The 18,538-nt window shown below is 73.4% G+C and carries 16 protein-coding genes; 11 read left to right on the top strand and 5 right to left on the bottom strand.

Translation table 11 applies throughout. From position 1 onward, the window contains the following. The first annotated feature begins 2 nt into the window (after positions 1 to 2). Both ABUL08_RS23540 and ABUL08_RS23535 read left to right on the top strand, forming a co-directional pair. Positions 3 to 449: an imidazolonepropionase-like domain-containing protein gene (locus ABUL08_RS23540; RefSeq protein ID WP_350932139.1), complete on the top strand. Its 447-nt coding sequence runs from the start codon at positions 3 to 5 to the stop codon at positions 447 to 449. 357 nt (positions 450 to 806) lie between these two features. Then, the gene (locus ABUL08_RS23535) at positions 807 to 1,709 is read left to right on the top strand and encodes a sulfurtransferase (RefSeq protein WP_350932138.1); all 903 of its coding nucleotides are present in this window, start codon (positions 807 to 809) and stop codon (positions 1,707 to 1,709) included. A 51-nt stretch (positions 1,710 to 1,760) separates the two neighbouring features. On the opposite strand, the gene ABUL08_RS23530 is transcribed toward ABUL08_RS23535, so the two are convergent. After that, a complete protein-coding gene (locus ABUL08_RS23530; RefSeq protein WP_350932137.1) occupies positions 1,761 to 2,345 on the bottom strand; it encodes a TetR/AcrR family transcriptional regulator in 585 nt (194 codons plus the stop codon). Positions 2,346 to 2,447: 102 nt separating this feature from the next. Here ABUL08_RS23530 and ABUL08_RS23525 point away from each other — a divergent pair, with 102 nt between their 5' ends. The 4 genes from ABUL08_RS23525 to ABUL08_RS23510 all read left to right on the top strand — a co-directional run bounded on the left by ABUL08_RS23525 (position 2,448) and on the right by ABUL08_RS23510 (position 6,784). Continuing rightward, positions 2,448 to 3,602 carry an FAD-dependent oxidoreductase gene (locus ABUL08_RS23525; protein ID WP_350932136.1) on the top strand — a complete coding sequence of 385 codons (1,155 nt, stop codon included), beginning with the start codon at positions 2,448 to 2,450 and terminating at the stop codon, positions 3,600 to 3,602. Positions 3,603 to 3,695: 93 nt separating this feature from the next. Beyond that, positions 3,696 to 4,322, top strand: a complete 627-nt coding sequence (locus tag ABUL08_RS23520) for a TetR/AcrR family transcriptional regulator (RefSeq protein ID WP_350932134.1) — start codon at positions 3,696 to 3,698, stop codon at positions 4,320 to 4,322. A 119-nt stretch (positions 4,323 to 4,441) separates the two neighbouring features. Beyond that, positions 4,442 to 5,809: an acetyl-CoA carboxylase biotin carboxylase subunit gene (locus tag ABUL08_RS23515; RefSeq protein WP_350938800.1), complete on the top strand. Its 1,368-nt coding sequence runs from the start codon at positions 4,442 to 4,444 to the stop codon at positions 5,807 to 5,809. 54 nt (positions 5,810 to 5,863) lie between these two features. Continuing rightward, positions 5,864 to 6,784, top strand: coding sequence for a hydroxymethylglutaryl-CoA lyase (locus tag ABUL08_RS23510; RefSeq protein ID WP_350932133.1), 921 nt, complete (start codon positions 5,864 to 5,866; stop codon positions 6,782 to 6,784). 70 nt (positions 6,785 to 6,854) lie between these two features. On the opposite strand, the gene ABUL08_RS23505 is transcribed toward ABUL08_RS23510, so the two are convergent. Next, entirely contained in the window at positions 6,855 to 7,790 is a 936-nt protein-coding gene (locus ABUL08_RS23505; RefSeq protein ID WP_350932132.1) for a CU044_5270 family protein, read from the bottom strand. After that, complete coding sequence (locus tag ABUL08_RS23500) at positions 7,783 to 8,256, bottom strand: RNA polymerase sigma factor (RefSeq protein ID WP_350932131.1); 474 nt, start codon at positions 8,254 to 8,256, stop codon at positions 7,783 to 7,785. The genes ABUL08_RS23505 and ABUL08_RS23500 overlap by 8 nt, the downstream gene beginning before the upstream one ends. A 192-nt stretch (positions 8,257 to 8,448) precedes the next feature. Here ABUL08_RS23500 and ABUL08_RS23495 point away from each other — a divergent pair, with 192 nt between their 5' ends. The 3 genes from ABUL08_RS23495 to ABUL08_RS23485 all read left to right on the top strand — a co-directional run bounded on the left by ABUL08_RS23495 (position 8,449) and on the right by ABUL08_RS23485 (position 13,954). Beyond that, positions 8,449 to 9,981, top strand: a complete 1,533-nt coding sequence (locus ABUL08_RS23495; RefSeq protein WP_350932130.1) for an acyl-CoA carboxylase subunit beta — start codon at positions 8,449 to 8,451, stop codon at positions 9,979 to 9,981. 107 nt (positions 9,982 to 10,088) lie between these two features. After that, positions 10,089 to 11,243 (top strand): acyl-CoA dehydrogenase family protein, encoded by a 1,155-nt coding sequence (locus ABUL08_RS23490; RefSeq protein ID WP_350932129.1) that lies wholly within the window; start codon positions 10,089 to 10,091, stop codon positions 11,241 to 11,243. 140 nt (positions 11,244 to 11,383) lie between these two features. Further along, positions 11,384 to 13,954 (top strand): ATP-binding protein, encoded by a 2,571-nt coding sequence (locus ABUL08_RS23485; RefSeq protein WP_350932128.1) that lies wholly within the window; start codon positions 11,384 to 11,386, stop codon positions 13,952 to 13,954. Between the two features lie 186 nt (positions 13,955 to 14,140). On the opposite strand, the gene ABUL08_RS23480 is transcribed toward ABUL08_RS23485, so the two are convergent. Continuing rightward, positions 14,141 to 14,650, bottom strand: coding sequence for a MarR family winged helix-turn-helix transcriptional regulator (locus ABUL08_RS23480; protein WP_350932127.1), 510 nt, complete (start codon positions 14,648 to 14,650; stop codon positions 14,141 to 14,143). Positions 14,651 to 14,751: 101 nt separating this feature from the next. Here ABUL08_RS23480 and ABUL08_RS23475 point away from each other — a divergent pair, with 101 nt between their 5' ends. Then, on the top strand, positions 14,752 to 15,333 hold the full coding sequence (locus ABUL08_RS23475; protein WP_350932126.1) for a YceI family protein: 582 nt from the start codon (positions 14,752 to 14,754) through the stop codon (positions 15,331 to 15,333). Positions 15,334 to 15,617: 284 nt separating this feature from the next. Beyond that, on the top strand, positions 15,618 to 17,096 hold the full coding sequence (locus ABUL08_RS23470; protein WP_350932125.1) for a glutamate--cysteine ligase: 1,479 nt from the start codon (positions 15,618 to 15,620) through the stop codon (positions 17,094 to 17,096). Positions 17,097 to 17,157: 61 nt separating this feature from the next. Here ABUL08_RS23470 and ABUL08_RS23465 read toward each other — a convergent pair whose 3' ends face one another. After that, positions 17,158 to 18,507, bottom strand: coding sequence for a hypothetical protein (locus ABUL08_RS23465; RefSeq protein ID WP_350932124.1), 1,350 nt, complete (start codon positions 18,505 to 18,507; stop codon positions 17,158 to 17,160). Positions 18,508 to 18,538: the final 31 nt, after the last annotated feature.

The raw sequence follows: 18,538 nt of genomic DNA, 5'->3' as shown, positions 1-18,538 counted from the left end.
GCGTGCAGACGCTCCACGCCGCCCCGCTGCTGCGGGGGACCCTCACCGACGAGCCGACGCCGGGGCTCGCGGTGCTGGTGACCGGGGACCGGGTTGAGGCGGTGGCACCGCTGGCCGAGCTGACGGCCGCGTACCCCCGGGTGCGGGTGCGGCGATGGGCCGGCACCCTCGGGCCGGCGCTGGTCCACGACGGGCCGCTGCCGCCGGCCCCCACCCCGCGCGAGCGGGTGCACGCCCTGTTCCGACTCGGGGCGACCGCCGTGCTCGCCGCCCACGTCACCGACCCGGAGCTGCGGGTCGCTGCCGTCCGCAACGACGTCGCGGTGCTGGACCGGGTCCGGCCGCCGGCGTTGCTCGTCACCGGCCGGGCCGACCTGGCGGTCTTCGCAGACGACGGCACCTGCCTGGCCACCGTGGTGGCTGGCCGACTGGTCCACCGCCGCGCCTGACCACCCTCCCGGCTGCCGACCGCCTTCCCGACTACCGACCCCCCGGGGGGTTGCCGACCCCCCGGCTGCCGGCAGCCCTCGGCTGCCGTCTGGCAGCCCCCGTGGGCCAGCCGCCCCGGTGAGGTCGGAGCCGACGATGCGCTGTCGGGCTCCCTTTGCTCTGCTGGAGCGGACGCAACACCGGGAGGCCGTTTGTGTTGCGTGCGGTGCAGCAGAGCAAAGGGGGGAGTGAGCGAGGTTCCCGGGCCTCGGGAGAGCCGCCCGAGCCGGCGTCCGCACGTGCCACCGGCCACATCCGCTGCGCCCGATCCGCGTTGACCGGCCGGTGGCCCGGGGATCGGGCGTACCTTGGGGATCATGCCTGTGCCGAGTGATCCGAATCCCCGCCTCCAGTCGTACGCCGACCCGCAGCGGCTGGTCACCACCGAGTGGCTGGCCGAGCACCTGGGCGACGAGGGCCTCGTCGTGGTGGAGTCCGACGAGGACGTGCTGCTCTACGACACCGGGCACATCCCGGGTGCCGTCAAGGTCGACTGGCACACCGAGCTGAACGACCAGGTCACCCGCGACTACCTGGACGCGAAGAGTTTCGCCGAGCTGTGTGCCGCGAAGGGCATCGGCCGGGGCGACACGGTCGTCTTCTACGGCGACAACTTCAACTGGTGGGCCGCGTACGCCCTCTGGGTCTTCTCGCTCTTCGGCCACGCCGACGTACGGCTGCTCGACGGCGGCCGGCAGAAGTGGATCGCCGAGGGGCGGGAGCTGACCCGGGAGAAGGTGGCCCGACCCCGCGCCGACTACCCGGTGCCGCAGCGCAACGACGCGCCGATCCGGGCGTACCGCGAGCAGGTGATGGCGCACGTCGCCGCCGGTCGTCCGCTGGTCGACGTCCGCTCGCCGGGCGAGTACACCGGCGAGATGCTGCACATGCCCGACTACCCGCAGGAGGGCGCGCTGCGCGGCGGGCACATCCCGGGCGCGGTGAGCAAGCCGTGGAAGTCCGCCGCGAACGACGACGGCACCTTCAAGTCGGCCGACGAGCTGCGCGCCATCTACGCCGACCAGCTCGGGCTGAGCCCGTCGGACGACGTGGTGGCGTACTGCCGGATCGGGGAGCGGTCCAGTCACACCTGGTTCGTGCTGCACCACCTGCTGGGTTACCCGCAGGTGCGCAACTACGACGGTTCGTGGACCGAGTGGGGCAACCTGGTCCGGGCCCCCGTCGTGAAGGGCGACCAGCCGGGCGGCCTCGCCGGCTGACCCCTCCACGCGCCTCCGACGGCCGTGGTCACCTCCGGGTGCCCACGGCCGTCACTGTGTCAGCCGTGGGGCGGGCGCGGTGAGGTAGCGCTGGATGGTGGGGGCGACCCAGGCGGCCAGGTCGGCGGCGGGCAGCTCCACCACCGGCGGCAGGGCGACGATCCAACGGGTGAAGGCCAGCCCGAGGATCTGGCTGGCCACCAGGCCGGCCCGTCGGGCGGCGGTCACCGGGTCGGGGTCGAGCCGGGCCACGGCCGTACCGAGCTGGCCGGCGAAGATGTGCCGCATCCGGTCGGCGGCGCCCGGGTTGGTGCTGGCCGTACGGAGCAGCGCGGCGAGCGTCTCGTCGCCCTCCCAGCGGTCGAGGAAGTGCCGGACCAGCACCTCGCCGAGCTGGTCGGTGGGCACCTCGGCCAGCGCCGGCAGCCGCAGGTCGAATTCGGCGGCGGCGGCGAAGAGGCCTTCCTTGCTGCCGTAGTAGCGCATCACCATCGACGGGTCGATCCGGGCGTCGGCGGCGATGGCGCGGATGGTGGCCCGCTCGTACCCGTCGGCGGCGAAGCGCTCGCGGGCGGCCCGCAGGATCTCGGCGCGGGTGGCGTCGGAGCGGCGGGCGCGGGGCGCGGCATCGGTCATGTCCACGACTGTAGGCCAACAAGCGTTGACATGGACAGTCGGCTCGGCCTAACGTCGTCAACAGGTGTTGGCAAACAGTTGTTGACCTGTTGGAGGTGGGCCATGCTGCCCGAACGCACCGACGTCCTCGTGGTGGGAGCCGGCCCGACCGGCCTGGCCGTGGCCGTGACCCTGGCCCGGCGCGGCGTCGAGGTGACCGTCGTCGACCGGCGCGACCGGCCGGCGGAGACCTCACGCGCGGCGGTCGTGCACGCGTACACCCTGGAGGTGCTGGACCGGATCGGGGCCGGCGCGCCCCTGGTGGCCCGAGGGCTGCGCGCGCCCGGGTTCACCGTCCGCGACCGGGACCGGGTGCTGCTCAGCGTCCCCTTCGACGCGCTGCCCTCCCGCCACCCGTACGCGCTGCTGGTCTCCCAGGCGGAGACGGAGGCGGTGCTCACCGCGCGACTGACCGCGCTCGGCGGCCGGGTGCTGCGCCCGTACGAGATGACCGGCCTGACCCGCGACGAGGCCGGCGCCACGGTCGGCTTCGCCGGCGGGGAGACGGTCCGGGCCCGCTGGGTGGTCGGCGCGGACGGCATGCACAGCACCGTCCGGGAGCTGGCCGGCATCCCGTTCGGCGGGCCGGCCGACCCGGGTGAGTCGTTCCTGCTCGCCGACGTCCGGGTGGACAGCGCGCTCCCCCGCGATCAGGTCTCCCTCTTCATGGCCCGGCAGGGGCCGCTGGTCTGGGCACCCCTGCCCGACGGCGTGGTCCGCCTCGTCGCCACGGTGGCCGACGCCCCCGCCGAACCGGACCTCGCCCGGTTCCAGGCACTGCTCGACGAGCGCGGACCGGCCCGCCGACCGGACCGGCTGACCGAACTGCTCTGGGCCTCCCGGTTCCGCATCCACCACCGGGTCGCCGGGACGTTCCGGGCCGGTCCGGTGCTGCTGGCCGGTGACGCCGCGCACGTGCACAGCCCCGCCGGCGGGCAGGGGATGAACCTCGGCATCTGCGACGCGGTGGCCCTCGGCGACACCCTGGCCGACGTACGCGACGGCGGCCCCGACCAGCTCCTGGACGACTGGGCCGCCGCGCGCCGGCCGCGCGCCGAGGAGGTCGCCGGCTTCGCCGGCCGGCTCACCCGGCTGGCCACCCTGCCCCCGGCCGCCCGTCCCGTGCGCGACCTGCTGCTGCGTACGGTCTCCGCGCTGCCCTCGGCCCGGCAGCGGCTCGCCCTGCGTCTCTCCGGCCTGAGCAGTCGCCCCGGCTAGGCCGCGCGGACGGTCAGGTCCGGCGGGGTGTGGAAGCGACCGGCGGGTAACCGAGGCTCCAACTGGGCGGGCGTGAGGTCTAGGCTTGCCGGCGTGGCGGTGGAACAGCAGGCACGGGGCGGAGCGAACGCGGCGACGGGCGCGGGTCGACGCCGATCCCGGCGGGACGAGATCCTGGAGATCGCGGTCGGCCTCTTCGCCGCCCGTGGCTACCACGGCGTGTCGATGGACGACATCGGTGCGGCCGCCGGGGTCACCGGCCCGGCGCTCTACCACCACTTCGCCGGCAAGGAGGCGATGCTGGCCGCCGCGCTGATCCCGGTCAGCGAGGGGCTGCTCGCCGGTGGCGGGGAGCGGGCCGCCCACCACCCGGGGGACCCGCGCGCCGCGCTGGAGTCGCTGATCGACTTCCACGTCGACTTCTCGCTGGCCAACCCGGCGGTGATCGCCCTGCACCTGCACGAGCTGGACCGCCTCCCGGACGAGCCGCGCCGCCGCATCCGCAAGCTCCAGCGGCTCTACGTCGAGGAGTGGGTCACCGTGCTGACCGCGCTGCACCCGGGGCTGCCGGACGGCGAGGCGCGGGTGCTCGCCCACGCCGCCTTCGGCCTGATGAACTCCACCCCGTTCCTCGGTGGCGAGGTGGACCGCCGTCGCCGGGCGGAGCTGCTGCGTGCCGCCACCCTCGCCGCCCTGCTCGCACCCACCGGGCCGGCCTGACCCGCCGCCGGTGCCTTAACGATAGTTAAGACCTGACACGCCGTCCGAGCCTTAACGCATGTTAAGAAGGGACCCCGGGTGTGTACGAGGCGTGGAGAAGGGGCCCTTCCTTGCAGAACATGATCGAGTCGGTGCTGGTCGCCAATCGGGGCGAGATCGCCCGCCGGGTCATCCGGACCGCCAAACGGCTCGGGATCCGGGCGATCGCGGTGTACTCGGAGGCCGACGCGGGGTTGCCGTTCGTCACCGAGGCCGATGAGGCGGTCTGCGTCGGGCCGGCGAACCCGGCCCAGAGCTACCGGAACGTCGAGGCGATCCTCGCCGCCGCCAAGAGCACCGGCGCGCAGGCGATCCACCCCGGCTACGGCTTCCTGTCGGAGAACGCGGAGTTCGCCCGTACCGTCGAGGCGAGCGGGCTGATCTGGGTCGGACCGGGCGCGGACGCGATCACCGCGATGGGCGACAAAATCAACGCCCGGAACCTGATGGCGGCGGCCGGCGTGCCGGTCGCACCGGGCACCACCGACCCGGCCGCCGACCTGGACGCGGCGGTCGTCGCCGCCGCCGAGATCGGCTATCCGGTGATGGTGAAGGCCGCGGCCGGTGGCGGCGGCATGGGCATGGGCGTGGCCGTCGACGAGGCCGCGCTGCGCATCGAGTACGACAAGGTCCGCTCCTTCGCCGAGCGGATGTTCGGCGACGGCTCGGTGCTGATCGAGCGGTACTTCCCCCGGGTGCGCCACGTCGAGGTGCAGATCCTCGGTCTTGCCGACGGCCGGGTGGTGGCGTTGGGCGAGCGCGAGTGCTCGGTGCAGCGCCGCAACCAGAAGCTGGTCGAGGAGTCGCCCTCCCCGGCGGTCTCCCCGGAGCTGCGGTCGCGCTTTCTCGCGGCGGCGGTCCGCGCCGGCGAGGCGGTCAACTATCGCAACGCCGGCACGGTGGAGTGCCTGTTGGTCCCGCGTCAGCGGGACCTCCAGGGCGACGGCCCCGCCTCCGATGAATTCTTCTTCCTGGAGATGAACACGCGGCTCCAGGTCGAACACCCGGTCACCGAGTACGTCTACGGCGTCGACCTGGTGGAGGAGCAGCTGCGGGTGGCGGCGGGCCTGCCCCCGACCTTCGACCCGGACGCGCTCTCCCCGCGCGGCCACGCCATCGAGCTGCGGATCAACGCCGAGGACCCGAAGCGCTTCCTGCCCGGCCCGGGTGTGATCGCCACCTGGAACGAGCCCTCCGGCGAGGGCGTGCGGGTCGACTCCGGCTATGTCGCCGGCAACACGGTCACCCCGTTCTACGACAGCCTGATGGCCAAGCTGATCGTCAGCGGGGCGACCCGCGACGAGGCGGTGGAGCGGGCCCGGGCGGCGGTCGCCGGGTTCGAGATCGCCGGCCCGAAGTGCAACCTGCCGTTCTTCGCCGAGCTGCTGGAGAACGAGGAGTTCCTCTCCGGCGACTACGACACCGGCATCGTGGGCCGGATGCGCTGACCCGAGAGCACAGGGCTCAACACCCCGTCAGATCCCGTCACAGTGAGGTGACCGATGAGTGAGTTGCCAGCATCCGTGTCGATCCGTGAGGTCGGGCCGCGCGACGGGCTGCAGAACGAGGAACCGATCCCGACCGACGCCAAGGTGCGTCTCCTCGACGCCCTGTCGCGTACCGGGGTGCGGCGGATCGAGGCGGTGTCGTTCGTACACCCGAAGGCGATCCCGCAGATGGCGGACGCCGACGAGGTGTGGCAGCGGGCCACGAAGGTCGACGGCGTGCGCTACTCGGCGCTGGTGCCGAACACCCGGGGCGCCCAGCGGGCCCTGGCCGCCGGGTTCACCGAGATCGAGGTGGTGGTCTCGGCCAGCGACACGCACAACCGGCGCAACGTGAACCGCTCCACCGAGGAGTCCCTCGACGACATCGCCGAGCTGATCGACCTGCTGCACGGCGCGGGCGCGCGGGCCGAGGTGATCGTGGCGACCAGCTTCGGCTGCCCGTACGAGGGGGACGTGGATCCGCAGCGGGTCGCCGGCATCGTGGACCGGGTGGTCCGCGACGGCGCGGACCGGGTCGCCTTCGGCGACACCACCGGCATGGGTACGCCCCGTCGGGTCCGCGAGCTGGTCACCGCGGTCCGTGACCGCAACGCCCAGGTCCCGGTGCTGCTGCACTTCCACAACACCCGGGGCACCGCCCTGGCGAACATGCTGACCGCGATGGAGCTGGGGATCACCGAGTTCGACGCCAGCGTCGGTGGCCTCGGCGGCTGCCCGTACGCGCCGGGGGCCAGCGGGAACCTGGCCAGCGAGGAGGCGGTGCACATGCTGCACGACATGGGCATCGACACCGGCATCGACCTGGACGCCCTGATCGGGGCCGCCGAGCTGGCCGAGGAGCTGGTCGGCAAGAAGCTGCCCTCCGGCGTGCTGCGGGCCGGGCCCCGTACCCGCCTCACCCCGCGGCCCGCCTGACCGAACCCCCGTTCCGGGGTCGCCACGACGGTACGACGGTCAGGACCGTCGTACCGTCGTCGGCGACTCGTCAGCGGGTGGGGCGTTCGGTGATGCTCTCCACCGCGCTGGTCGTGCGGACCACGGCCAGGGCGCCGGCCGTGCCGAGGAACTGCCCGCTGCGTGGGTCCAGGATCAGCCGGTAGTCGCCGCTGCGCGGACCACCGATGGCGATCCCCCGGCGACCCAGCGCGTCGGTCTCGGACCCGTGCTTCCTGATCCCGTGCACCAGGGTCATGGCACGCAGGATCGTCGCCTGGAGCTGCGGCGTGAGATAGAGCGAGCCACTCGACAGCAGGGCCGCCAGGTGGTCGAAGGTTCTCTGGTCCTTCTCCTCGGAGCCGGCGGCGGTCGCCTCACGGAGGGCCCGCTCGTAGAGGGCTCTGGGGTTGGTGGGCAGGCCGGCGACGAACGCCGGGGTCGGCGTCTCCCAGTCGCCCCTGCTCTCCGCCGTGATCGGTTCGTCGAGGGTCATCCTCCGGCAGCCCTCCTGCGCGGGCAGGCCGGCCGGATCGCCGTGCCAGTCGGGACGGGGCACCTTGACCCCGTCCGCCCGCACCACCCGGCCCGCACGCCTGCCGTCGGCGGCCTGCCACCGCTCGTAGACCAGTCCGCAGCCGCGCTGCGAGCCGACCTCCCGGAAGTAGACGAACTGATCGGGCCGTGGCACCGGCGGGGCCGGCGCCCGTTCGGCGGCCTCCGCCGTGCTGTTCAGCACGGCGGCCGCAGCCGTGCTGCTCGGCCCGTCACCGCCGAGCGGGAGCACGGACGGCGCGACCACGACGCCCGCGATCACGGCGGTGGCCACCGCGACCCCGGCGACCAACCGGCGTCCGGCCAGCCCGCGTCGGCCGGGTGCCGGGTTGCCGGCCAACAGCTTCACGGCACCGACGGCAGGTGCCTCGGTGGGCAGGTCAGCCAGCGCCTGGCTGAACCCGTCGCTCAACTTCCGGTCGAGATCACGCATTCTGGTCCAGCCTTTCGCGCAGTCGTGCCAGGGCACGGTTGATCAGCGACTTGACGGTGCCCGGCCGGCAGCCGAGCACCGTGGCGATCTCCTGCTCGGAGAGATCCTCGTGGTAGCGGAGGAACAGGGCGGCGCGTTGTCGCGCGGACAGCGGCGCCAGCATCGCGACGAATTCCAGCGTCACCGGGGACACCTGGGTCGGTGCCCCGGGCTGCTGGCGGTGCCGGCGTTCCACCTGGCGTCGCCGCACCCAGGAGGTCACCCGGTTCGCCACCGCGTGGCGTAACCACGCCTCGGGACGCTCCACGTTGTCGCGGTGCCGGTAGAGCTGCACGAAGACGTCCTGTACGACCTCCTCGGCGTGCGCCAGCGACTCCGTGGTCACGTAGGCGAAGCGGACCAGCGGGCCCCACTGCCGGCGGTAGACGTCGTCGAAGTCCCACTGCTCGGGTGATGCTCGCCACACATCGGTCCTACTCTCAGCAAGTGTCACGTCGGAAGGGCGCACAGCTGCGGCCGCAGGTTCCGTGGTTCTCACGAGAATGGCCCGACCCGGCCCGCAGCCGGGGGTCGCCGGACGATCGTGCGATACGTTAACCTAACGATCGTTCAGGTCAGTTGGCCCGCTCACGAGGCGGCCCATGGCGAGGGAGTCGGCGTGACGCTCGACGGTGAGGCTCTGGAGCAGCTGCGCAAGCGCGCCCGGGCCGGTGGTGCGGACAAGTACCACGCGGCGAACGCCGCCAAGGGCAAGCTCTTCGCCCGCGAGCGGGTCGCGCTCCTGGTCGACGAGGGCTCCTTCGTCGAGGACGGCCTCTATGCCAACGCGATGGCCGAGGGCCTGCCCGCCGACGGCGTGGTCACCGGCACCGCCACCATCGACGGCCGGCCGGTCTGCCTGTTGGCGAACGACTCCACGGTCAAGGCCGGCAGCTGGGGCGCGCGGACCGTCGAGAAGATCATCCGGATCATCGAGCGGGCCTACTCGACCGGCGTGCCGATGGTCTACCTGGTCGACTCCGCCGGTGCCCGGATCACCGACCAGGTCGAGCTCTTCCCCGGCCGGCGGGGCGCCGGCAGGATCTTCTGGAACCAGGTCCGGGCCTCCGGCTCGATCCCGCAGGTCTGCGCGCTCTTCGGGCCGAGCGCGGCCGGCGGGGCGTACATCCCGGCGTTCTGCGACGTGGTGGCCATGGTGGACGGCAACGCCAGCATGTATCTCGGCTCCGACCGGATGGTCGAGATGGTCACCGGGGAGAAGACCACGCTGGAGGCGATGGGCGGGGCCAAGGTGCACTGCGCCGAGTCCGGCGTCGGGCACTTCCTCTGCAAGACCGAGGCCGACGCGCTCGACGTGGTCAGGACCTACCTGTCGTATCTGCCGGGGAACTGGCAGCAGCAGCCGCCGGCCGTCGCGCCGGTGCCGGCGTCCGAGAAGGTCGACCTGGCCGCGCTGGTCCCGGTCAGCGAGCGGCAGGCGTTCGACATGCGCCGGTACGTCAAGGGCCTGCTCGACGAGGGCTCCTTCTTCGAGATCCAGGCGCTCTGGGCCAAGGAGCTGACCATCGGCTTCGGCCGGCTCAACGGCGAGGTCGTCGGCGTCGTCGGCAACAACTCGATGTTCAAGGGCGGGGTGCTCTTCGTCGACTCGGCCGACAAGGCGACCCGGTTCGTGCAGCTCTGCGACGCGTTCAACGTGCCGCTGCTGTTCCTGAGCGACGTGCCCGGGTTCATGGTCGGCAGCGCGGTGGAGAAGCAGGGCATCATCCGGCACGGCGCGAAGATGATCACGGCGATCTCCGAGGCGACCGTACCCAAGATCTGCGTGGTGGTCCGCAAGGCGTACGGCGCGGGCCTCTATGCGATGGCCGGCCCCGGCTTCGAGCCGGACGCGACGATCGCGCTGCCCACCGCGAAGATCGCGGTGATGGGCGCGGAGGCCGCCGTCAACGCCGTCTACGCCAACAAGATCGCCGCGATCTCCGACGCGGACGAGCGGGCCGCCTTCGTCGCCGCGAAGCGCGAGGAGTACGAGCGGGACATCGACATCGTCCGGCTCGCCAGCGAGCTGGTGGTCGACGCGATCGTCGAGCCGCACGAGCTGCGCACCGAGCTGGTCCGCCGGTTCGCCGCCGCCCGCACCAAGGACCGGCACTTCTCCCGGCGCCGGCACGGCGTCACCCCGGTCTGACCGGCCCGCGATCCCGCGGGACCGCCACCGCCCGGCACCGCGACCAGACCCAGCGACCCCCCGGCGTCACGAGCGACCGGCGGAGCCGTCCCTGACAGGAGGAACCGATGGACTTCCGGCTCAGCGAGGAACAAGAGGCGCTGCGGGAGAGCGTGCGGGAGTTCGCCCGCGAGGTGGTCGCCCCGACCATCGCCGAGCACTACGAGAAGCACACCTTCCCGTACGAGATGGTCCGGCAGATGGGCAAGATGGGGCTGTTCGGCCTGCCCTTCCCGGAGGAGCACGGCGGCATGGGCGGTGACTACTTCACGCTCTGCCTGGCCCTGGAGGAGCTGGCCCGGGTCGACTCCAGCATCGCGATCACGCTGGAGGCGGCGGTCTCCCTCGGCGCGATGCCGATCTACCGCTTCGGCACCCCGGAGCAGCAGGCGCAGTGGCTGCCGAAGCTGCTCAGCGGGGAGGCGCTCGGCGGCTTCGGGCTGACCGAGCCGGGCACCGGCTCGGACGCCGGCGCCACCCAGACCCGCGCCGTGCTGGACGAGTCCACGGACGAGTGGGTGATCAACGGTTCGAAGGCGTTCATCACCAACTCCGGCACCGACATCACCGCGCTGATCACCGTCGCCGCCGTCACCGGAACCAACCCGGACGGCAGCAAGGAGATCTCGGCGATCATCGTGCCGTCGGGCACGCCCGGCTTCACGGTCGCGCCGGCGTACTCCAAGGTCGGCTGGAACGCCTCGGACACCCACGAGCTGACCTTCGACGACTGCCGGGTGCCGGCGGCGAACCTGCTGGGCCAGCGTGGTCGGGGCTTCGCCCAGTTCCTGCGCACCCTCGACGAGGGACGGATCGCCATCGCGGCCCTCGCGGTGGGCCTCGCCCAGGGCTGCGTCGACGAGTCGATCAAGTACGCCAGGGAGCGGCACGCCTTCGGCCGGCCGATCGGCAACTACCAGGCGATCCAGTTCAAGATCGCCGACATGGAGATGAAGGCGCACACCGCGCGGCTGGCGTACTACGACGCGGCGGCCCGGATGCTGGCCGGCGAGCCGTTCAAGCGGCACGCCGCCATCGCCAAGCTGCACGCCAGCACCATCGCCGTGGACAACGCCCGCGAGGCGACCCAGATCCACGGCGGCTACGGCTTCATGAACGAGTATCCGGTGGCCCGCTTCTGGCGGGACTCCAAGATCCTGGAGATCGGCGAGGGCACCTCCGAGGTCCAGCGGATGATCATCGCCCGAGACCTCGGCATGTGAGCGGCGAGGGGCCCCGGTCGACGCCTCCGGTGCGGCAGGGGCCCCGCGTCACCTCCACGCTGTCGGATATCGGCGGCCCACCGTCGGGTGGACGACGCGGCACTGCCGATCGTCGGACCCGATCCGTACTCTTCGGGCCCATGACTCCGGATCATGATCGTTCGCGGAGCCCGGGCGGTCGTACCGGACTGGCCGATCTGCTGCGGGGGCACCGGCTCGCGGCCGGCCTGACCCAGGCGGAGCTGGCCGCCCGGTCGGGGGTCGGCGTGCGGACCGTCCGTGACCTGGAGCGGGGTCGCTCCGCCCGACCCCAGCGCACCACCGTCGAGCTGCTCGCCGACGCCCTGGCGCTGACCGGGGAGACGCGCGCCGCCTTCCTCTCCGCGGCCCGGCCGGCCGGCGTCGCGCCGCCCCGCCAGGCCGCCCGGCACCTCCCGGTCACCGGTGCCGCCGGCACCCCCACCGGTACGCCGATCACCCTCCCGCCGCCGGTCCCGCTGATCGGTCGGGACCGGGACGTCGCCGAACTCGCCGGTCTGCTGGCCGCCGACCCGCCGGTGGTGAGCCTGGTCGGGTTGGCCGGCGTCGGCAAGACCGCGCTCGCCCTGGCGGTGGCGCACGCCGTCGCCGCCGACCATCCCGCGGGTGTCGCCGGGGTGCTGGTCGGTGAGGGTTCCGACCCGGCGGACGTGCTCGCCGCCTGTGCCGCCGTCTTCGGGGTGACCCGTCCGCACGAGCTGCCCGACCGGTTCGCCGGACGACCCGCACTGCTGGTGGTGGACGCCGTCGAGCGCGCCCCCGACCCGGTGGCCGAGGCGCTGCACCGGCTGGTGGCGGCGGCGCCGACGCTGCGGGTGCTGGTCACCGGCCGGCATCCGGTCGGCCTGCCCGGCGAGCGGGTCTGGCCGGTCGCGCCGCTCGACGTGCCGCCGGCCGGGACCGAACTCTCCGATCCGGCGGCGCTGGCGCGCTGGCCGGCGGCGATGCTCTTCGCCGCCCGGCTCGGCCAGGCCCGCCGCGATCCGCCGACCCCTGCCGAGCTGCCCGCCGTGGTGGCGCTGGTCCGCCGGCTCGGTGGGCTACCGCTGGCGATCGAGCTGATGGCCGCGCGGGGGCGGATCCTGGACGTCACCGAACTCCTCGACCGGTACGGCGACCGGGTCCTCGATCTCGCCACGGCACCCGGCGGCCGGCCGACCTGGCACGCCTCGGACCGGGCGGAGGGGGCGGTCACCCTGCGGGAGGCGGTCGCGGTCAGCTACCGCCTGCTCGCGGCGGACGAGCGGGCGGCGCTGCGCCGGCTCTCCGCGTTCCGCAACCGCTGGTCGGTGGAGCTGGCCGAAGACCTGCTCGCCGACGGCGCGGAGGGGGCAAGCGCCGTCGACCCGGTCCGGCTGCTCGACCGGCTGCGTGAGCTGGGCCTGCTCAGCGTCCGGGGCACCGGTCCGTTGCGGTTCCGGCTGCTCGACGCGGTCCGTGACTTCGCCACCGAGCAGGCGGCCGGCGAGGGGGAGCTGACCGGCGTACGACGTCGGCACGCGCGGGTCGTCGCCGCCCTGGTGGTCCGGACCGCGCCCGACCTGCTCGGGGGTGACCTGCCCGGGGCGGCGCACCTGCTGGACGAGTCGACCGCCGACATCAGCGCCGCCCTGACCCACGCCGCCGTCGACGAGCCGGTCACCGCGCTCCGGTTGGCGGCGGCGCTGCCCCGCTGGTGGCGGTTGCGCGGCCGGGACGTGTCGGGCCGGCAGTGGCTGCGTCGGCTGCTGGCCGATCCGCGTACCGCCGACGCCGATCCGGTGCTGCGGGCCTGGGCGTCGCTGGGGGTGGCGCGGCTGGCCGCCGAGCACGGGGCCGGGGCGCAGGAGCTGCCGGCGGCCCGGGCGGCACTGGCCGCGTTCCGGGACGCCGCCGACGTGACCGGTGAGGTGTCGGCGCGGACGGTGCTCTGCGCGCTGCTGCACGCCACCGGCGGGCACGAGGAGGCGCGTACCCAGGCGGAGGCGGTGCTCGCACTGGCCAGCCGGCACGGTCGTACGCGGGACATGGCCGTCGCCCAGAACAACCTGACCTGGCACGACATCCGGGTGGGTGACCTGGAGGGGGCCCGGCGGCGCCTCGCCAAGGTCGACCGGCTGGCCGCCCAGTGCGGGGAGCAGCGGTTGCGGCTGCTCGCCCGGGCCAACCTGGCGGAGGTGACCCGCCTCCAGGGCTGGTACGCGGACGCGGCGGAGCAGGGTCGTCGGGTCGCCGCGGCGCTGGCCGGGCTGGGTGACCCGGGGCACCGCCGCCGGGTGCTCGGCACGGTGGGTCTGGCGTTGGCGCAGGACGGCCGCTCCGCCGAGGCGCTGGCGGTGGTGGCCGAGCTGCGGTCCGGTGGGGTGTCGCCGGGCGGCGGGCGGGGCTCGCCGCAGGCCACGGTCTGCGCCCTGATCGAGGGTCACCTCGCGCTGCATCAGGGAAACCGGGAGCTGGCCGCCGAGTGGTTCGGCACGGCGGCCGAGGCGGGGATCGACGGCCAGGACCGGCGGGACGTCGTCGAGGCGTTGGTGGGGCTGGCCGCGAGCACCGCCGACGTGGGGGTGCTGGACCGGCTGGACCGGGTCCGGCGGGCGGGTGGGATCAGCCTGCTGCCGCAGGAGGAGGGCCTGCTCTACTCGCTGGTGGCGCGCCGCGCCGCGCGTCCCGGTGGAGCCGCCGTCCGGGGCTGAGAGCGGGGGGTGGCGCGAGCGAAGAAGCCCCCTGGTGTTGCCCCTCGCTCATCGCTCGCGCCGGCACCCCCCGGTGCGCCCCCGCTGTCCGGAAGCCTAGCCACCACGGCTGGGCGCTTTTGTCGCTTTCGGGGTGCTATCCGCCGCAATTCGAAGAGTTCTGCCGGTCTTTCTGCCGGTCCCCGATCAGCTGCGCGGGCGGGCCGGCGCCTCGGCCGGGGAGGTTTCGGTGCTGCCGGCGGTGGCGCCGGGGTGGACCGCGTCGCGGACCCGGCGCAGTCCGTCGAGCAGGGCGTCGAGCGCGGCCGGTTCGAGCTGGCCGGTGAACCACTGCTCGATGATCCGCAGATGCCCGGGAAGGGTCTCCTCCAGCCGTTCCATGCCGGCCCGGGTGACCACCGCGTACGAGCTGCGTCGGTCGGAGGGGCAGGCCCGGCGGCAGAGCAGGCCGTCGCGTTCCATCCGGTCGACCACCCGGGTCACGCCGCTGGTGGAGAGCGAGGTCTGGGCGGCGAGGTCGGTCATCCGGAGCTGGTTGCCGGGGGAGCGGGCCAGCCGGGTCAGCACCTCGAACTCGACGGGTGAGAGGCCGTGCTCCTCGTACTGGGCGGCGAACCGGGCGAACAGCCCGGCGTGCGCCTCGACGAGGAGGCCGACGGCGGTGATCCGGGGGTCGTCGAACGCGTTCTGGTTCACGAAGCCATCCTACCAGTACTTGACACGGGGAATATTGCTGTGGCTATAGTTGCTCCGTCAGTCGTTGGGTTACTAAACAATCTCCCCTGGAGGACAGCACCATGACCAGCAGCACCGGAGCGGTTACCCGCGAGTGGGACGGCCTCACCATCCCGACGGCCGGCACCTACCTGCTGGACGTCGCGCACAAGCGGGTCGGCTTCGTCGCCCGGCACATGATGGTCAGCAAGGTCCGCGGCGAGTTCGCCGACGCGACCGCCACCGTCACCATCGCGGAGGACCCCATGCAGTCCTCGGTGACCGCCACCATCCAGGCCGCCAGCATCGACACCAAGCAGGCCGACCGGGACGCGCACCTGCGCAGCCCCGAGTTCCTGGACGTCGAGGCGTTCCCGACCCTGGAATACCGCAGCACCGGCGTGAAGTCCCGCAGCGGCAACGAGTTCGTCCTCTCCGGCGAGCTGACCATCAAGGGCGTCACCCGCCCGGTCGACCTGGAGGTCGAGTTCGAGGGCGTGGGTCACACCCCGTTCGGCACCGACGTCTTCGGCTTCACCGCCAGCACCGAGATCGACCGGGAGGACTTCGGCCTCACCTGGAACGTCGCCCTGGAGACCGGTGGCGTCCTGGTCGGCAAGAAGATCGAGATCGAGATCGAGGGCGAGGCCGTCCGCCAGGGCTGAGCCTTTCCCGCCTGAACCCCGGGCCCGCGCCGTCCGACGGCGCGGGCCCCGTTCGCGTACGGGTGCGAATTGTCACCGGCAATCGTCGGCCGCACCCGGTGACGAGCGCCCGAGCTGGGTAGAGATCCGGCCGGGAGCGCACCCGGAGCGGGGCTGCCGTCGCCCGGCGTGCGATCGCGTCGGTCCGACCTCTGGCCTCCGCGACGTGGGCGCTCCTAACGTTAGGGGTTCACACTGCGTTCCGGAACGGTACGGTTCCGTTGCGCCTCGCGCCGGGAGGACACATGGGCAGGGACGTCGAGCAGGGCGCCTTCTCCCGAGAGGACCGGGTCCGCTACCGGCAGAAGGTCCGGCGCTGTCTGGACGTCTTCGCGCTGATGCTGGACGACTTCGGCTTCGACGCCGACCGCCCGATGACCGGGCTGGAGATCGAACTCAACCTGGTCGACCCGGCCGCCGAGCCGGCCATGCGCAACGACCAGATCCTGGCCGACATCTCCGACCCCCTCTTCCAGACCGAACTCGGGCAGTTCAACCTCGAACTGAACGCCTCGCCCCGGCTGATCGAGGGCACCGGCTTCGCCGACTACGAGCAGGACCTGGGCGGCAGCCTCAGCCGCGCCGAGGAACGGGCCGCCAAGTCGGAGGCCCGGATCGTGATGGTCGGCATCCTGCCCACCCTCACCGAGAGCCACCTGGTGGCCGACAACCTCTCCACCAACGAGCGCTACCGGGTGCTCAACGACCAGATCGTCGGTGCCCGGGGCGAGGACATCGAGCTGGACATCCGGGGCGTCGAACGGTTGCAGACGCACACCGACTCGATCGCGCCCGAGGCCGCCTGCACCAGCCTCCAGTTCCACCTCCAGGTCGCGCCGGACAGCTTCGCCGACTACTGGAACGCCTCCCAGGCGATCGCCGGGGTGCAGGTGGCGATCGGGGCCAACTCGCCGTTCCTCTACGGGCGGCAGCTCTGGGCGGAGACCCGGATCGCCCTCTTCGAGCAGGCCACCGACACCCGGCCGGACGAGCTCAAGGCCCAGGGCGTACGCCCCCGGGTGTGGTTCGGGGAACGCTGGATCACCTCGATCTTCGACCTCTTCGAGGAGAACGTCCGCTACTTCCCGCCGCTGCTGCCGATCTGCGAGGACGAGGACCCGGTGGAGGTGCTGCACGCCGGCGGGGTGCCCGAGCTGGGCGAGCTGCGGCTGCACAACGGCACCGTCTACCGCTGGAACCGGCCGGTCTACGACATCATGAACGGCCGCCCGCACCTGCGGGTGGAGAACCGGGTGCTGCCCGCCGGCCCGACCGTGGTGGACATGCTGGCCAACGCCGCCTTCTATTTCGGGCTGGCCCGGGGGCTCGCCGAGTCGGACCGGCCGATCTGGAGCCAGCTCACCTTCAGCTCGGCGGAGGAGAACTTCCACGCCGCCGCCCGGCGCGGCATGGACGCCGTGCTGCACTGGCCCCGGCTGGGCGAGGTGCCGGTCACCCGGCTGGTGCTGGACGTGCTGTTGCCGAAGGCCGCGCAGGGGCTGGACCGGTTCGGGGTCGCGCCGGCCGAACGGGACCGGCTGCTCGGCATCATCGAGCAGCGCTGCCGTACCGGCCGCAACGGCGCGGTGTGGCAGACCGAGGCGGTCTGGGCAGCCGAGCGGCACCGGGGGATGGACCGCAACGCCGCGCTGCACCACATGCTCCAGCGTTACGCCGAGCTGCAGACCAGCAACGAGCCGGTGCACACCTGGCCGGTCGACTGACCCGCCGGGCGCGGCGAGGGGTACGTCAGCGGACCTGTTCCGCCTCGACCGGCGGCCGGGTTCAGCGGCTACGCCGTCCGGCCCGGCTCTTCGCCCCGCCCGCCGGTACGTCCCCCGCGCCACCGACCGGCCCGGTCGACTCCGCGCCGCCATCGACCGGCCCGGTCGACTCCGCGCCGCCCCCGACCGGCCGGATCGACTCCGCGCCGCCCCCGAGCGGTACGCCGGCACCCGGGACCTGAGCGGTCGGATCGGTGGACCCGCCGGTCGGGGCGGGAGCCGTCGGCGCGGTCGCGGTGGAACGGGCCCGGGACGACGGGGCACGGCTGGACGCCGTCCGCGTCCTGGTGCCTCCGCGCGGTGACGGCGGGATGTCCTCGGCCATCGGCTCGACCACCGTCGGGTCCGGCGTACCCGGGTCGGTGAGGTCTCCGGTCGCGGCGTCCGGCTGCGGGCCGGCCACCGTCGGGTCGTCGGGTTCGCCGCTGCGCTGCCGCGGCACGGTCACCCCGGCGCGGGCGGCGTTCCGCCGGTCGGCCCGCTGGGCCAGCGCCGTCACCAGCACCGAGCCGGCCACCCCGGCGATCACCGCGTACGGGGCGATCAGGTGGGCCGACAACTGCTCGGGGGCGATCCCCGCGAGCCTCGGCACCGCCAGCAGGTACGCCACCGCCACCAGCAGCGGCCCGGCCGCCCCGGATGCCGCCGCCCCCACCCGCCGGTCGGGTGACCGGGCGGCGTTCCGGGCGGCGAGCGCGCCGATCACCAGGGCCGAGCCGGTGGAGAGGGCCGCGCCGGGCCAGTAGAAGTAGTCCCGGATCCAGAACGAGCCACGGTCCGCGCTGATCTGCCAGATGCCGAGCTGAGCGCTGGCGAGTCCACGACCGGAGAGCACCCCGTCGACCACCGCGACCACGGCGAGCAGCCAGAGCCAGCCGACCGTGGCGATGACGTTGGTGGCGGCGGCGCGGGAGTGCAGCGCCCAGAGGGCCACCAGCGACCCGATCAGGATGCCGGCGGCCGCGTATCCGGCGGCCACGGCCTGCGGCGACCCGATCTGCGGCACCACCGCCGCCCGGGCGGGCACCGCCACCAGCAGGACGGTGACCAGCGCACCGACCGCTGCGGCGAGGGCCAGCGCCAGCTTCGACCCGGAGCTGCCCACCGACTCCTCGTCGGCGCCCCGGTCGCGGAGCCGCTGGGCGCAGATCGCGCCGGCGATCACCGAGGTCGCGGCGATCCAGGTGGCCCAGGCGAGGCTCGCGACCCAGGCCGCCTCGGCCCGGTCACCCCCCGCCGTGGTCCAGTTGATGATGCCCAGGCCGTAACCGAAGCCCAGTTGCGCCGCACCCGCACCGGCAGCGACACCGATCGCGGTGGCGATCGATCCTCCCCAGCCTCGTCTGGCCATGCCGGGGAGCGTAACGTCCCGTGGTCGGCGG

The organism is Micromonospora sp. CCTCC AA 2012012, from assembly GCF_040499845.1.
In the GTDB taxonomy this organism is placed as follows: Bacteria; Actinomycetota; Actinomycetes; order Mycobacteriales; family Micromonosporaceae; genus Micromonospora; species Micromonospora mangrovi.
Note: the sequence above shows the minus strand (reverse complement) of the source record. Positions and strands in the feature narration are given on the sequence as shown.